Source organism: Butyrivibrio sp. WCD3002 (assembly GCF_000424265.1).
Lineage (GTDB): Bacteria > Bacillota > Clostridia > Lachnospirales > Lachnospiraceae > Butyrivibrio.
Map to the genome: position 1 here is coordinate 1 of NZ_AUJO01000027.1, position 15,490 is coordinate 15,490.

General features: G+C 41.4%; 13 protein-coding genes, 1 tRNA gene and 1 pseudogene. 1 reads left to right on the plus strand and 14 read right to left on the minus strand.

The window, feature by feature from the left end; translation table 11 throughout:
• Positions 1-297: 297 nt before the first annotated feature.
• The 6 genes from G608_RS0115650 to dnaX are packed head-to-tail and all read right to left on the minus strand — an operon-like array spanning position 298 to position 5,859.
• Entirely contained in the window at positions 298-747 is a 450-nt protein-coding gene (locus G608_RS0115650; protein WP_026496797.1) for a CvpA family protein, read from the minus strand.
• A gap of 14 nt (positions 748-761) precedes the next feature.
• The gene (locus G608_RS0115655; RefSeq protein WP_026496798.1) at positions 762-1,988 is read right to left on the minus strand and encodes a DUF5711 family protein; all 1,227 of its coding nucleotides are present in this window, start codon (positions 1,986-1,988) and stop codon (positions 762-764) included.
• 5 nt (positions 1,989-1,993) lie between these two features.
• Positions 1,994-3,034 carry an aldose epimerase family protein gene (locus tag G608_RS0115660; RefSeq protein WP_026496799.1) on the minus strand — a complete coding sequence of 347 codons (1,041 nt, stop codon included), beginning with the start codon at positions 3,032-3,034 and terminating at the stop codon, positions 1,994-1,996.
• Between the two features lie 20 nt (positions 3,035-3,054).
• Positions 3,055-3,654, minus strand: a complete 600-nt coding sequence (recR, locus tag G608_RS0115665; RefSeq protein WP_026496800.1) for a recombination mediator RecR — start codon at positions 3,652-3,654, stop codon at positions 3,055-3,057.
• Complete coding sequence (locus G608_RS0115670) at positions 3,654-4,004, minus strand: YbaB/EbfC family nucleoid-associated protein (RefSeq protein ID WP_026496801.1); 351 nt, start codon at positions 4,002-4,004, stop codon at positions 3,654-3,656. Before G608_RS0115670 ends, recR begins: the two co-directional genes overlap by 1 nt.
• A 19-nt stretch (positions 4,005-4,023) precedes the next feature.
• Complete coding sequence (gene dnaX / locus G608_RS21505; RefSeq protein WP_081677468.1) at positions 4,024-5,859, minus strand: DNA polymerase III subunit gamma/tau; 1,836 nt, start codon at positions 5,857-5,859, stop codon at positions 4,024-4,026.
• A 149-nt stretch (positions 5,860-6,008) separates the two neighbouring features.
• Between dnaX and G608_RS0115680 the strand changes: the two genes are divergently transcribed.
• Positions 6,009-6,095, plus strand: a tRNA-Ser gene (locus G608_RS0115680).
• A 47-nt stretch (positions 6,096-6,142) separates the two neighbouring features.
• Here the strand turns inward: G608_RS0115680 and glmS are convergent.
• The 8 genes and pseudogenes from glmS to G608_RS24505 form a co-directional block, all read right to left on the minus strand.
• The gene (glmS, locus tag G608_RS0115685; RefSeq protein ID WP_026496802.1) at positions 6,143-8,011 is read right to left on the minus strand and encodes a glutamine--fructose-6-phosphate transaminase (isomerizing); all 1,869 of its coding nucleotides are present in this window, start codon (positions 8,009-8,011) and stop codon (positions 6,143-6,145) included.
• Positions 8,012-8,113: 102 nt separating this feature from the next.
• Positions 8,114-9,640, minus strand: coding sequence for an LTA synthase family protein (locus G608_RS22640; protein WP_207637698.1), 1,527 nt, complete (start codon positions 9,638-9,640; stop codon positions 8,114-8,116).
• Between the two features lie 402 nt (positions 9,641-10,042).
• Positions 10,043-10,438: a hypothetical protein gene (locus G608_RS0115695; RefSeq protein WP_026496803.1), complete on the minus strand. Its 396-nt coding sequence runs from the start codon at positions 10,436-10,438 to the stop codon at positions 10,043-10,045.
• Positions 10,439-10,455: 17 nt separating this feature from the next.
• The gene (locus G608_RS0115700) at positions 10,456-11,313 is read right to left on the minus strand and encodes a glycerophosphodiester phosphodiesterase family protein (protein WP_026496804.1); all 858 of its coding nucleotides are present in this window, start codon (positions 11,311-11,313) and stop codon (positions 10,456-10,458) included.
• A gap of 126 nt (positions 11,314-11,439) precedes the next feature.
• Positions 11,440-12,756, minus strand: coding sequence for a sugar phosphate nucleotidyltransferase (locus G608_RS0115705; RefSeq protein ID WP_026496805.1), 1,317 nt, complete (start codon positions 12,754-12,756; stop codon positions 11,440-11,442).
• Complete coding sequence (gmd, locus tag G608_RS21515; RefSeq protein WP_051209424.1) at positions 12,757-13,848, minus strand: GDP-mannose 4,6-dehydratase; 1,092 nt, start codon at positions 13,846-13,848, stop codon at positions 12,757-12,759. It abuts the gene before it with no gap.
• A 60-nt stretch (positions 13,849-13,908) separates the two neighbouring features.
• Entirely contained in the window at positions 13,909-14,724 is an 816-nt protein-coding gene (locus G608_RS0115715) for a glycosyltransferase (protein ID WP_051209426.1), read from the minus strand.
• A 165-nt stretch (positions 14,725-14,889) separates the two neighbouring features.
• Positions 14,890-15,465 (minus strand): annotated as a pseudogene (locus tag G608_RS24505) (flavin reductase); the annotation flags it as partial.
• Positions 15,466-15,490: the final 25 nt, after the last annotated feature.

Consider the following 15,490-nt stretch of genomic DNA (forward strand, 5'->3'; position numbering starts at 1 on the left):
TCTGTCCGTTTTTACCTTGTTAGGTTTGTTTTGTTCTCTGAAATTTCTTTTTGGAATTTTCAGGGTTGCATTACTATTCCATTGTCAAAGTGCTTTGTCTTGGCTTGTCAGCCGCAACTCTGATAGATTATCATTTGCAGCTCTTTTTGTCAAGAACTTTTTTAATTTATTTTTGTTCGCTTTTTGTGTAGTCGCTGAAGCCTTCCGGTCAGTCGTTTCTATCACTCGTAGCGAGCGAATATAAATATACCATCCACCTCTTATGGTGTCAATGAGAATTTTTGAATTAATAAAAAATTAATTAAATAGGTCGATTAACGATGTAATTGTAAATTTTATGGCACCTTCAAAGTCGTAACCAATAATGTAATTCAGGATTCTTAACCAGATATAAATCTCGATAAAGCCAAAGGCCGAACCAAGGAGTTTATTTACCGAACTGACCATTGGTACATTTCTGGATCCCCTTACGCCTTTTGAGATGCCCTGGATTACTCTGTAGATTGCAACCACAACCGCTATTCTTACTATAGAAGAAATTATATTAAGCCCCCCACCGTTTAAGAACTTATCCAATATACCTGCTGTCAGATTAAGCACAACAAAGCCTACTGCCAGGGCGGCTATTTCAAGAAGTTCAGATATGAGCCCGTATTTATATCCGTATGCAATTCTCCACATTAACATAATGACAACCGCAAGTGTCACTATCACCTGCGGTTGAGTAATAAAATTCACGATATCCATACTATTTATCCCTATTAATTTAGTTCAAGGGTATCTATTGATCCATCCGTAACCAAAAGGAATTTACTTCTGACATTGGTAGGTATCATTACCTTAACGGCTCGATCAAAATTACCTCTGAATTTTTCATTTCCATTCATGTCGCAAAGAAGGAATTCACTTTCGCCATAAACTCCAATCTGCTCGTTATCAAAGAACACATCTACATATTCAATATTGAAGAAAACCTTTGTCACGAGACTCCCCTGAGTATTATAGACCTGAAGTCTGTATGCTCCTTCTTCAGTGTTATTAATGAAAACAACACCTACATAGGATTCATTGTAGAAAACAGATTTGATTTCTTCGTCGCCTGTCATGGCTTCCGTCTGGCTTGTCGGAACCTCGTTACCGGAAAAGAACATAATGCGGTCATCCGCTGCAGCAAATATCTTACTGTCATTCATAAACTGCACATAGGGTACCACCGTTTCGGGATAATCATATCCGCTTGCGTAATTATCGGTATTATTCTGTCCTACTGCACCAAAGTTAAAAAACGCAACGCTTGTCTTAATCCTACCGTTATCAGCTTTGAGATATGATACGCAAACAAGCTCTCCGCTTGGAGAAATGCTAACATCTACAGGATATCCGCTATCCTGCATTGTGGTCTTAAAGCTCGCAAGTGTATTTCCGGATGGATCAAACAGATAAATCCATGTCACATTTTGATCATCCAACACTGCAGCAACTACTCCCTGTGATGCCACGCAAAAATCTCTGATAGGAAGATTGGTCTCTATCTCGCCAAGAGATCCGCCTGTATTGGCAACGTATATATTGTGACCGTTATAATCACCTATTGCCACTACATTTTTACAGGTATGAATTGTGGGATTCTGCATCTGGTATGTTCTGTTCCACAGCTGCTCGCCGGCTGCATTGATACAGCTAACTCCATCCTTACTGTACTGAAGAACATATCCGTCAAGATTAATAGCACTTGCCCCTACAGAATCCGATATTCTTACACTGGCAGTAACAGAACTTTCCGTAAAGTGCTTGTCTCTCCAGCTGATATATATAGCTGCAGATAGAAGACACAGGATGGCTATAATCACCACTGTTCTTACAGCTACCGCTATTTTGTGTTTTCGTATCTTCTCTGTATACGAGGGCTCGCGGTATTCCTGCTCGTCCTCTTCTTCATTATCTGAATTTCTTTTTATATACTTGGTAAAATCTCTGACTTCAGCCATAAAACTTAAATAAACCTATATACCGTAATAGAATCGTACTCGCGCTCCGGTCCAAACACGGGATCCGGGAATTTCTCGTGATTGATGCAATCCGGATGGAACTGAGTCTCAAGACAGAAGCCCTCTCTCTTTTTATAGGTAACCCCGTCCTTGCCGCCTTCTGCATCAAGGAAGTTTCCTGAGTAGAACTGGAATGCAGGAAGTGTGGTGTAGCACTGCATTGTAATGCCGGTCTTTGGACTCTTAACTGTAGCAAAAAGTCTTCTTGTTCCGTCAGCACCATCAATACAGAAATTATGATCATAGCCGCCGCCAAGCTTTAGCTGTTCGTTGTCAGCATCTATATCCTTGCCGATAGCCTTCTCATTTCTGAAATCAAAAGGAGTTCCCTCTACGCTGGCATATTCGCCTGTGGGAATAAGGCCTGCGCGAACAGGTGTGGTTGTACTTGAATTGAACTGTGCAACGTGATCACAGATAGAACCTGCACCGTGACCGGAGAGGTTGAAATAACAATGATTAGTGATGTTCATAAGAGTCTTAGCATCACTGGTTGCATGGTAGTGAATTGAAACAGCATCATCCTCAGAGAGACTGTATGTTACCTTAAACTCTCTGTTTCCCGAAAAGCCTATATCGCCATCCTCAGCTTTAAGAGTAAAGGTTACGCTGTCTTCAGACTCATCAGCATCCCAAACTCTCTTGTGAAGACCATTATCAAAATCACTGTGGAGATTGTTTTCACCGTCATTGATAGCCATGGTGAATTTTTTTCCATCAATGGTATAAGTACCCTTATCAACGCGGTTTGCACTGGGGCCAACAACAACGCCAAGGAAGCAATCGTTGCCATAGTATCCGGAAATATCCTCATAACCAAGGGCAACGTCAACCTTGTTTCCATCCTTATCCTTAACGATTATGCCACGAATTGCGGCACCATAATTCATTACGCTGAGCTCTGTGCCCTTTTCATTTGTGATATGGTAGCCATAGATAGGTGCACCCTGTTTTGATTCTCCCAAAAACTCCCTCTTTACAGTCATTTCATTTTCCTCCGTTTACATTAAAGTTCTGTTCTGCCTTCCAATGCTCGTAACAATGTAACTTCATCAATATATTCAAGGTCGCCGCCAACAGGCACTCCGCTGGCAATTCTCGTAACCTTTATCCCCGTAGGTTTTATAAGCTTACTGATATACATAGCTGTGGTTTCGCCCTCAAGGCTGGAATTGGTGGCAATTATTACCTCATCCACATCCTCTCCCTGGAGCCTTGTAACAAGCTCCGTCAGCTTGATGTCGCCGGGGCCTATACCCAGCATGGGTGAAATTGCTCCGTGAAGCACGTGGTATACGCCTTCGTATTTTCCTGTTTTTTCATAAGCAGCAAGATCACGGGTATTCTCAACGACCATTATGGTGCGGTGATCTCGCTTTTCATTTGCACAGATAGGACAGAGCTCATCATCCGTCAGCGTATAACACTCCTTGCAGTAGTGCACGTTTTCCCTGGCATTTACTATCGAATCCGCAAGTCTTTTTACCCTGTCCTTAGGAAGTCCTATCAGATAAAAAGCAAGTCTTTGCGCAGATTTTCCACCTATACCGGGAAGTGAAGCAAGCTCTTCAATAAGCTTATTAATATGTCCGCTGTATAAATCCATTAAAATGAAAGTCCTCCAAGACCTCCAAGGCCGCCTGTCATTTTGCCCATGATGTCACCCTGAGCTTTATCTGCCTGATCCATAGCTTCGTTAACCGCTGCAACAATCATGTCCTGAAGCATCTCTACATCATCGGGATCAACTGCATCAGGTGCGATTGTGATCGCTGTAAGCTTCTTTGAACCTGTAACTGTAGCCTCTACAGCACCGCCACCTGCACTTGCCTTAAACTCCTTGGTCTCGAGCTCCTTCTGGCTCTCCTCCATCTGGCGCTGCATGCGCTGTGCCTGCTTCATAAGATTGTTCATGTTACCGGGCATTCCGCCGGGAAATCCTCCACGTTTTGCCATTTATAAATCCTCCATTTTCTTATTCAGTGGTTTCATCGTTATCATCTTTTTCTTCGAATGCATTCTCTTCATCGCTCATCTGCTGTTCGCTATATGCATTCTCATTGTCCATCATTGATGGTGGGCCATAATCTTCATCATCATAGCCTGTTATGATGTCGCCGCCGGAATTATCAAAGCCATCTGTTATGTCATCATCAGAACCGTTGCCCATGATTTCAGGAACATCCGGCATGCTCTCCTCATCTTCAGTTACAATATCAAAGTGGATATTGTTAAGGCTGACATACTGTTCCGAAACTGGCCTGTCCTGGCTTGCATATCTCATTTCAAAATCAACATGCTTACCTATTGCTTCATCAAGAACCGCTGAAAGCTCACTTTTTCCGGGCTCTTCATTATACTTATCAACCCGTTCCTTTACGCCAAGAACTATGAAAAGCTTGCCGTCATTTCCCTGGCTAAGAACCGCTTTCTCTAAGTAAATTCGCATGGGATTCTGCATTTTTATCAGAATCCTTCCCCAGTCATTAACTACTCTTTTTACATCCTCTGCCACAGCGAGCTCAAGAGCTTCCTGCTTCTGGGTTTCAATCGGAGCTGCTTCGTCAGATAATCTACCTGCAGGAGCACCTGCTCCGCCGGAAATTGAATTCACAGCGATCTTGCCGCTTTTTATGCCGCTTAGAATCTTCTCGGATTCTGCATTTTTTTCTTCAAGGATACGCACTCTGTCAGTCAATGCCTCGTTGCTATCCTCCATCTGCGGCTTACAAATACGAATCAGAGTAACCTCTATAAGAATACGTTTTTGAGTCGCAAAACGCAAGTTTGCTGACAGCTCTGAGAACACTCTGATATAACGCATTATGGTATCTACATCCGTTCCTTCAGATAGTTCTTTTAGCGTGCGGAGATTGTCGGTAGACATATCCACAGCATCTTCCATATTGTCGGAAGCTGTAACCAGCATCAAATTGCGCAGATACCAGATAAAATCGCTGACAAATTGTGCAAGCTCTCTGCCCTGAATAACTATCTCGGATAAAAGCTCCAAGGCCCCTGTAACATCCTGCTTGATAAGATATGAAAAGAGGTCGCCGAAAACTTTTGTATCAACTGCTCCAAGAACACCGAGAACTCTGTCGTAGGTCAGCTCCTCACCGTAGTTAAAAGCAATGCACTGATCCAGCAGACTTAGTGAGTCTCTCATGGAACCATCTGCTGCCTTGGCAATATATCTAAGGGCTTTATCCTCAACCGCTACATTCTCTGCATCTACGACTTCGCGAAGTCTGTCAGTTATTGTATCAATGGTGATTCTGTGGAAGTCATAACGCTGACATCTTGAAAGAATCGTAATTGGGATTTTGTGAACCTCTGTGGTGGCAAGAATGAAAATTACGTATGACGGTGGTTCCTCAAGACTCTTTAAGAGCGCATTAAAAGCGCCCGTCGAGAGCATGTGAACCTCGTCGATTATATAAACCTTGTATTTACCTATTGTGGGTGAATATGAGATCTCATCAATGATCTGTCTGATGTTCTCAACGCCGTTATTAGAAGCAGCATCTATCTCAATGACATTGCCCATGGCTGCTCCCGACTCAATCGCTTTACAAGTGGGACACTCGCCGCAGGGATTTCCATCCTTTGGTGTCTCGCAGTTGACAGCTCTTGCCATTATTTTTGCTACAGAGGTCTTTCCTGTACCTCTTGTTCCGCAAAACAGATAGGCATGTCCAACTCTGTCAGATTTGATCTGATTCTTCAGCGTCGTAACAATATGATCCTGCCCCTTCACATCATCGAAAATGGGCGGTCTGAATTTTCTATATAAAGCTACGTATGCCATTAAAAGCCCTACTCCCAAAACAAAACTCAGGACACAAAATGTGTCTTTTTCATCCATGATATTATACCGAATATTTGGCGCACCAACAATAACTTTATTGACTAAAAACATTCATCCTCGTATAATGAAAAAGCGCGTAAAACGTGCATGGAGTCGTATCAAAGTGGTCGTAATGAGGCGCACTCGAAATGCGTTTGTCCTTTTTGGGCACGAGGGTTCGAATCCCTCCGACTCCGCTATAAAAAAGTGCCGACAGATTTGATTCTGCCGGCACTTTTGATTTTTATTCTACAGTAACGCTCTTTGCCAGGTTTCTTGGCTTATCAACATCAAGACCTCTTGCTACCGATACGTAGTATCCAAGAAGCTGAAGCGGGATAACCGCAAGTGAACCAATGAAGTGCTTGTCCATCTTAGGAACGTAGGTTACAAAGTCTGCTGTATCCTCGATCTCATATTTTCCATAAGCTGTAAGGCCCATGAGGTATGCGCCTCTACTCTTACATTCAACCATGTTGGAGATTGTCTTTTCATAGAGATCATCCTGTCCAAGGATACCTATTACAAGAGTACCATCCTCGATAAGGCTGATGGTTCCATGCTTAAGCTCACCTGCAGCATAGGCCTCTGAGTGAATGTAGGATACTTCCTTCATCTTAAGGCTGCCCTCTAAGCCGATGGCATAATCGATACCTCTTCCGATAAAGAATACATCCTTGGCATTTGCAATCTTAGCTGCAAACCACTGAAGTCTTTCCTTATCATCAAGCACCTTCTGTATGCACTCAGGGATTCTGGTGATCTCTGAAATATAGTTTGTGTAATCCTTTTTTGATATCTTCTCACGTACAATTGCAAAGCGGAGACCAAGAAGATATGTAGCTACAAGCTGGCAGCTGTATGCCTTGGTTGTAGCAACTGAAATCTCAGGTCCTGCAAGTGTATAAAGAACGTGATCTGCTTCTCTTGCGATAGATGAACCAACTACGTTAACGATAGCAAGAGTCTTTACGCCGTTATCCTTGGCTTCACGAAGAGCTGCAAGAGTATCTGCTGTCTCGCCTGACTGTGAAATGCAGATTACAAGAGCATCCTTCTCAAGGATAGGCTTTCTGTATCTAAATTCTGATGCAAGCTCGACCCTTACAGGAATTCTTGCAAGGTCCTCGATTACATACTGAGCCGCCATTCCGACGTGCCATGCGGAACCGCAGGCAACGATTGTAATAGATGAGATATTCTTAATCTCTTCGTCAGTAATACCAACCTCTGAAAGATTTACTTCACCCTTCTTTACCAGTGAATTGATGGTATCCTGGATAGCCTTAGGCTGCTCGTGAATCTCCTTCATCATGAAGTGCTCATAGCCGCCACGCTCTGCTGCTTCAGCAGTGTACTTAATCTCAACAAGCTCTTTCTCAATCTGATCGCCGTTGAGGTCGTAGAACTCAGCTTTACCGGGGATGAGGCGTGCCATCTCGTTGTTGCCTATGTAGTAAACATTCTTAGTATGGTTAAGAATAGCGGGAACATCTGATGCAACAAAAGTCTCACCATTATTTATACCGATGATCATGGGGCTGTCTTTTCTTGCAACATAGATCTCGTCCGGATAATCCGAGAACATAACTTCAATAGCATAGGATCCGCGTACACGTACCATGGTCTTGGCAAGTGCATCGATGGGGCCCATCTTATACTTCTTGTAGTAGTAGTCAATAAGCTTAATTGCAACCTCTGTATCTGTATCAGAATAAAACTCATAACCGTTTTTGACGAGCTTTTCTTTGAGTTCCTGATAGTTCTCAATAATTCCGTTATGTACGCCAACAACAGCTGATTCAACAGGACCTGAAGCAGAGCCTGTGCAGTTGCCGGAAACATGCGGGTGAGCGTTTGTCTGTGAAGGGCCGCCATGTGTAGCCCATCTGGTATGACCAATACCGCAGCATCCAACTACAGACTTACCATTGTCAGTCTTCTCTTCAAGATTCTTAAGACGACCAACAGCCTTAACAACCTCAGCTCTCTCCTTAGCATTTCTTACAGCGATTCCTGCAGAGTCGTAGCCTCTGTACTCAAGCTTGGAAAGTCCCTCAAGAAGAATGGGAGCTGCCTGATGCTTACCAATAAATCCAACTATTCCGCACATATTAAATATTCCTTTCGCGAAAATACTAATTATCTTAGTTAATTGTGTCTAATCTTAGATGTTATATATAACACATTATAACAGTGGAGGTCAAACTTTCGCTTATTTCCCCGTCAGTTCATGGTACTCCACGCGGAAGTACTCATCTATTCTGTCGTTTTGTTCATAATACGAATGCCAGTTACCGGCAGCGTCTTCATATCCAAAAACGCCAATAACCGGAAATTCTTTTTGAAGATCCAGAAGGTATCCGGTGTAATCAGTCTTTATTCCAAGAAGCTCATACATGTTTGCAGCAAGGTAATTAAGGCTCATATCTTTTTCGATCTGCCCTTTTCCCAGATCATAGTTAGCCCAAATCATATAAGGTGTCATGTATCTATGGGCAGCGTTTTCGATACTTCCGTCATTTTCATATAAAGCTTCTATGGAACCGTCGTAAATTGCTGGCTGGTGGTCTCCAAACATCACAATCACGGCCTTCTCATCAACATTCCTAAAATGATCAACCAGATTCTTATAAGCTATAGAAGATTCTCTTACCAGAGTTAAATAATTTATCATGCTCTGGTACATTTTATAGTCATCACCAACGGAAACATAAGAGTCAATGTTTAGAGAATCGGTATATCCACCATGATTCTGCATAGTCACATTGAAAACAAATGATGGCTTACTGCTGTTATCATAGAGTTCTATAAGTTTATTGTAATCTGCCTGATCAGATATTCCCCAATTTATGACCGGTGAGTCCGGATCCATATCTGTCCTTGAATAGTAGTTATTAAAATCAAAATACTTGTATACGTTTTTGCGATTATAATTAAACGCATTATATGGATGAAAAGCAATTGTTTCAGCACCAATTCTCTTCAGGTCATGCCCAATACTGTAAGCATTCTTCAGATTATATTGCTGATAAGGATAAACCCCAACATTATATCCCGCCATAGAAAGTCCGGTTAAAAATTCGAATTCACTATTGGCTGTTCCTCCGCCACATACAGGGACATACACAAATCCGCGCATAGTATAATCCGAAATCCCATACCAATCAGCCATATAATCTTCAGCTTCAAAATCTCCTAAAACACTAAGATCAGAAAAGGCTTCGTTCATTATAGCTATTACCGTAGGCATATCCTCAATACTGTCAGTGTTATCCTCATATGTTGCAAGTAAGCCTTCTACCTCGTCTCTACTATAGTTCTCAGGAACTTTTATCTTTGAATCCTGCAGAGTCATGACAAATCCGGCAGTAGCACCATACTCAGCATAAGAGTCCTGTGGCCTCACAGGATAAATCTCATATCCAAATCTGTCAAAAATAGGAACATTTAGGAATAACAAATATTCAAAAACAAGATAAACGATACCAGCCCCTACCATGATAGCTCTTTTCTTCGCTCCCTTAATGTAAGGAAATGAGAAAAATCTGGTAATAACTATTACCCATAACAGAAGGATCAACGGTCTGACAATTCCATCTGTAAGCACAAAATTATATTGATCCGCAACCTTCGCAGCAGTCCCCGCAACAAGAATATCTGATGCCTTGAAGCAATCTCCGCGGAAAGCTTCGACGAAATGATTGGTAGTGCCTAACATAAATGCAACTAGTATTGTCATTATATATGCTGCGTTAAAGCTCCCAAAAAGCAACAGGAAACCCAACTCCAATATAGCATAAATACAGATACTAATAATAATTGCAGGAACATGTATATTTCTCAACATATTATTCCAACAGGATTCTGTCACCCAAACAGCCAGCACAGGAATAACAAAACTTATTGGAATTGCCAGTTTTATGCTGATATTCCGCTTTTTCCTGACAAATACATAATATGCTGAAAAAAACACCAGCAATTCCCAAGACAGCACATAAAAATAAAAGCTGCCACGCAGTAGTCCCAGCTTTCCCACTAAATAAAATATTCTTAAATAGTGATATCCTATCAGGAATACCACTAAAAAAAACACTACCGTAATAACTCTTCTGATTCTCGCCAAACTCAAATTCTGCATCTATTATTCCACATCACCTTCCACAACAAATGGTAGCTTATTTGAAAGCCTGTCAATATCACTGTTCACCTTGACCTGAACCTGAATGTAGTATGTCCCAGGTGTTCTTCTTATTTTTTTTATAAGCTTCACCACCACATGATTATCATCTTTCTCAACAATCCGATTCATACCATTCCATTCACCGTTGACATATACCGCTATAGCATCGCTTAGCCCTTCACCTTTTATAGTTATAGTATTATCATCACCAAGTCCATTCTGGTCCGCAATTGACGGCGGATCAATTTCCGTGATTTTCGGAGTACTTTTCATGTATGTAGGAACTGTGTATGCGAAGAAATATGCTGACAGTAAAAATCCTGCAACCAAAAGGCATATCCATTTTTGTCTATTCAAATACTTTTCCTCCACTTTTACTCCATCTCCGTATCCCAATACTGAAGATTCATGTCGCTTACATCTGTATATATTCCGGCAATACCTTCATCAAAATAAGATTTCATCTCATCCGTCTCATTAACCGTGTGAACAAAAAGCGGAACACCTGTATCCAGTAAAGCCTTAAGCCAATCCTTATTTTGAGCTCTATCAACAGAAAGAGTGACACCTACCAGATTCATCTCCTTCACATCCTTTGTTAACACCTCTTTCTGAAGCTCCTCTTCCTTACATTTATATAGCGTATAAATAATTCTGTGAAACCCCATGTCATAAATTTCCTGATACTGATCCCTGTGATATATCTGTACAATGAAATGATCAAGTAAATCCGGGCACATTTCTTTAATTTTCTCGCAGCAATGCTTATTCTTCTTTTTACAATCAGTTACCACATAAAAATCCGGATGCTCTTTTATAAAATCCACAAGATCAGATAAGCTCATGGATGTAAGTTCATTCATGAATCTTGCCTTAAGAAACTCTTCCTTGGTCGGAGCCTGTGTGAACTCGAATCCCCATACCCAGCCATCATGATAATGGGCACAGACAAGCTCATCATCAGAAGTTAGCGCAAAATCAAATTCAGAAACCCTGTTACCATTTTCATAGCACGTTTCTAATGACTCTCTGCTATTTGTATAAGGCAAAAGCTCACCGTTGCTACTTTGAACAAAGCCACCTGCATGAACTACATATCGGGTATCTTTAAGAAAATTCCTAAAAACCTCGTTGTCATTTCTTCCTTTTCTAAAAAAAATAATGCATGCAGCAAATATGATTATTGCCACAAATGCGCAATATATTAACATCTTTAACCGATAATTCTTCATATCACACGTTTTTCCATAAGTAAAAAGTAAACTCTCCCGGCTATATAGCTAAGGGTGTATTCATCTAAAGCAAACGCCATTTTATACCCTAAGGGTGTAAAATGGCATCACTTATAAATCAATATATCAAAGTTCGTATTTATGCTTATCCTCTACTGAAATCTCAGCGCCAAGCTGAACTTCGATGATCTGAAGCACTTCGTCTCCGGTATTGATGACAGTGTGCTTGGATCCTGCTGCCATGGCAACAACATCGCCAGCAGTGACGTTGCGCTCGATGCCATCAACGATGGTCTTACCTGAGCCACGAACAATGTTCCAAACCTCATCTCTTCTGTCATGGCTGTGGTAGTTCATTGAATGACCGGGGTTAAGCGTAACCTTGATGGTCATTGAATCCTTCTCAACATCTATAACCTGATAGCTGCCCCATGACTTCTCAGCAAACATGATGGGCTGCTCAATCTGTTCAACGAAAGGCTTAATATAGGAACTCTGTTCTTTATCCGATACAAGAATTCCCTCGGGAGAGGATGCGATTACTGCGTTCTTGATACCCATGACAATTACAGGAACGTTCATATCATTAATAACATGTACATTCTCGCAGGTCTCATTAAGAAGAGCATCCCCTATTACATTTTCCTGCATTGCCTCTGTGAGCGTATTCCAGGTTCCAAGGTCCTTCCACATACCACCAAAGCGGATGACATTGATGCTGGATTCCTTCTCAACTACAGCGTAATCAAATGAAATCTTATCAAGTGTCTCATACTTCGCAAAAAGATCATCATAGTCTGAAAAATCTATGAGCTCATGCGCTTTATCAAGAAGGTATGAAAGCTTGTATGCAAAGATACCACCATTCCAGAGAGCGCCTTTGGAAATGTAATCCTTAGCAGTCTCTACGTCTGGTTTTTCCTTGAAAGCTGTAACCTTCGATACATCATTTTTATCCTCAGGAATGATATAACCATACTTCTCAGAAGGATATGTGGGATCGATTCCCATAAGTGTAAGGTTTGCACTACCCTTGGCAGCAAGATCGGACAACTTTTTAAGCGCCTCAAAATAGGCTCTGTCGACATAAGGATCAACAGGGCATACTACAACAGGCTCATCCATATTAACCCCTTGCTTATCATGAAGATACGCGCTTGCAAGAGCAATTGCAGGGAAGGTATCCCTTCTGCAGGGCTCAATTGAAATTCCAACATCCGGACCAAGCTGGTTATTTATTGCAGAAACCTGAGTCTTGCTTGTCGCAATAGTTACATTGGAATCAGCATCTACTTCCTTAATCTGTCTGTAGACACGCTGAACCATAGACTCATAGGTGCCATTTTCATCTTTAAAGATCTTAATAAACTGCTTTGACCTTACATCATTGGAAAGGGGCCAAAGACGCTGTCCGGAACCACCGGATAAAAGAATTATGTTCATTTACTTTACAACGCCCTTCTCAAGATACTCTGCAAGATTCATCTTGATGTGCTCACCGGCACGTTCAACCGCAACCTTCTCCATATCATGCTTTACCATGATCTCAACAAGCTCTTCAAAGCTGGTCTTTGTAGGATTCCAGCCAAGTTCATTCTTTGCCTTGGTGGGATCACCCCAAAGATTAACAACATCGGTAGGTCTGTAGAAATCAGGACTAACCTCTACAAGAACCTTACCTGTAGCCTTGTCGATACCCTTCTCATCTATACCTTCACCCTTCCACTCAAGTTCGATTCCGGCATGATGGAAAGCCAGAGTAGCAAACTCACGTACAGAATGCTGAACACCTGTAGCAATGACAAAATCCTCAGGCTTATCATTCTGAAGAATGAGCCACATACATTCTACATAATCTTTTGCATAACCCCAGTCACGAAGTGAATCGAGATTACCAAGATAAAGCTTATCCTGCTTGCCCTGCGCAATACGAGCTGCTGCAAGGGTAATTTTTCTTGTAACAAATGTCTCACCTCTGCGCTCTGACTCGTGATTGAATAAAATACCTGAGCAGCAGAACATATTGTAAGCTTCTCTGTATTCCTTGACGATCCAGAATCCATACTGCTTGGCAACAGCATAAGGGCTGTAGGGATGGAAAGGTGTATTCTCATTCTGAGGGACTTCCTCAACCTTACCATAAAGCTCTGAAGTAGATGCCTGATAAATACGACAAGTATCAGCAAGTCCGCAAAGACGAACTGCTTCAAGAACTCTAAGTACACCTGTTGCATCAACGTCAGCTGTAAACTCAGGTGAATCAAAAGAAACCTGAACGTGACTCTGTGCAGCAAGATTATATATCTCATCAGGTCTTACTTTACTTACAACCTGCATAATACTCATGGAATCACCAAGATCTCCATAGTGAAGATGAAAGCCTGGTTCCCCTTCAAGATGAGCAATTCTCTCTCTATAATCAACGGATGAACGACGTATCACTCCGTGAACCTCATACCCTTTATCCAGCAAAAACTCTGCAAGGTATGAACCATCCTGACCAGTAACTCCTGTAATAAGTGCTTTTTTAGCCATTTTTACTTCCTTTCCGTTATAACCATTAAAAGTAGATTATAAGTTTGACATTACATTATATCATAAATTATTGGAATCTTCGCTTTTCTTATAAAAATGCTCTATGATATGCGCTATCGGTTTCGGCCAGAATTTACAAAACATCTCAAAATCTTCTCGGGTTCTGGTATTTCCGTTTATAAGAGCTGTAGTCTCAGAATCATCATGAATTCTATGAACCATCAGTATATCATTAACAAAAACAAACTCTCCCTTGCGTCTGGAAAACCTCTCCCAAGCCTGCCAGTCAATGCCGCCTTTATATCCCGGAATAAAAAGCTGCCTTGGAAGATTCTCCGGAACATAGGTAACTGATGGGCAACATATGGCAGAGCCAAAGGACAGCATCCTTCGTCTCATGAATCTGGAAGGCCACATAAACCTTGGTCTTAGCGGGAACAACATGATTCTTTTGATATTTAGATTCTTTATATCTGAAACCTCTATCCCATTCCTAAGCTCAGCGTAATCTGTATATGCAATCAAAGGTCTCTTCGTTCCATTAAAATGTTCCACTACCTTCTTGGCAAAATCCTTTTTATACAGATCATCCTGGTGGGCAATGGTGACCAGTCTTGTATTGGCACAGCTTACAGCAAAATTCCAATCTGTAGCAATATCACTGTTAAACTTACGTTCTTCATTTACAAAGTATGATATGCCATATTTCTTTGCAAGTCCTTCCAAAAATTCAGACGGAGTCGAAGTGCACATGATCACATTTGTCTGCAAGGATTGCGATGTCACGGACTGTATACATTCCTCTATATATTTACTTTCTCCGTATGCACAGATCGTAAAAGTGTGATCTTTTGCAGTAAATATCTGTTTATTCATTCCATATTTTCACTTTTCAAATTATTAACATAATTGCCGGCAAGGCAGCATAACTATTATATTACATCTAGCGGTATTGTAGATTAAAAAGCAACCAAAAAGCAACTTTAATGGTTGCTTTTTGGTTGCTTATCGGTTGCCTTTCTAATATATATCAGAGATTCATCATCTTATCAGCTTCTCGAAATCTGCTTTAGGATGTTTACAGATAGGACATATGAAATCGTCGGGAAGTTCTTCGCCAACCCATTCATAGCCACAGATCAGGCAGCGCCATACTGTCTCACCCTTAGGAGTTGTACCAACTGCTTCCGGCTTTGGCTTAATATCATTTTGATAATACTCATAGGTGCAGGATGAGGTATCAGATAAAACTGTCATAAATGTGGGCTCACAGATGAAAAGTGTATGGGAGCCAAGGTCAACCTCCTGCTCAACCTTAAGAGAGAAATATGCATTTGTGCCACTGGTAATATAGGGCACGCCATTCTCAGCTATGGCATAATTGAAGGCATCGTAGTCTGCTCCGAACTTATCAACATCTCTTCCTGACTGGAATCCAAAATGCTTGAACAGATCAAAGCCTGCGTCCTTACTGATGGCAGATACATTGCAAACACCGGTATCTTTTATCATGTCATGGGTGAAGTTCGCTTTGTTCACAGCAATAGAAATACGATTAGGTTCTGATGCCACCTGAATAGCGGTGTTGATAATGCAGCCATTTTGGAGCCCTCCTCTTTGAAGTTAGAAAAATGCTATTTTC